Here is a 483-nt window from a genome sequence, read left to right as displayed (position 1 = left end):
AGACACAAATAGATATCAGCTGCCCCGACTGTCACAGTCCCAGTTTAAAGAAAAACGGCATAAAAAGCTATGGCAAGCAGAACTACCAATGCAAGGACTGCAAACGTCAATTCATTGGTGACCATGCCTTAACTTATAAGGGCTGTCACTCTAAAATAGAAGACATCATACGGCTAATGACGGTGAGAGGTTGCGGTGTTAGAGACATAGCTATTATAGCCTCAGTCAGTATCGGTAAAGTATTGGGCACCATAGGCTCATCTGTTTATAAGATCGCGCCTAAGAAGCGCTACTATGAACGCTTAGAGGTTGATGAGTTCTGGACTTACGTGTATCGCAAAAAGCGTAAAGTTTGGCTTATTTATGCTTATGATCGTGCTACTAATGAGATTGTCGCTCATGTTTGGGGCAAACGTGACTTAAAAACAGCTAAGAAGCTAAGAGCACGTTTAAAGCAACTTAAAGTAAGCTATGGCTCTATCA

1 protein-coding gene is annotated in these 483 nt (G+C 41.8%); it reads left to right on the top strand.

Annotated features, from left to right (window positions below; all coding sequences use genetic code 11):
* Positions 1-8 precede the first annotated feature (8 nt).
* Positions 9-483, top strand: a 475-nt coding sequence (locus EI162_RS14495) for an IS1 family transposase (RefSeq protein WP_318779335.1), incomplete at its 3' end; no start/stop codon positions are given.

This window comes from Psychrobacter sp. FME6 (assembly GCF_014861365.1).
GTDB lineage: Bacteria > Pseudomonadota > Gammaproteobacteria > Pseudomonadales > Moraxellaceae > Psychrobacter.
This window is presented reverse-complemented; position numbering and strand designations above follow the sequence as displayed.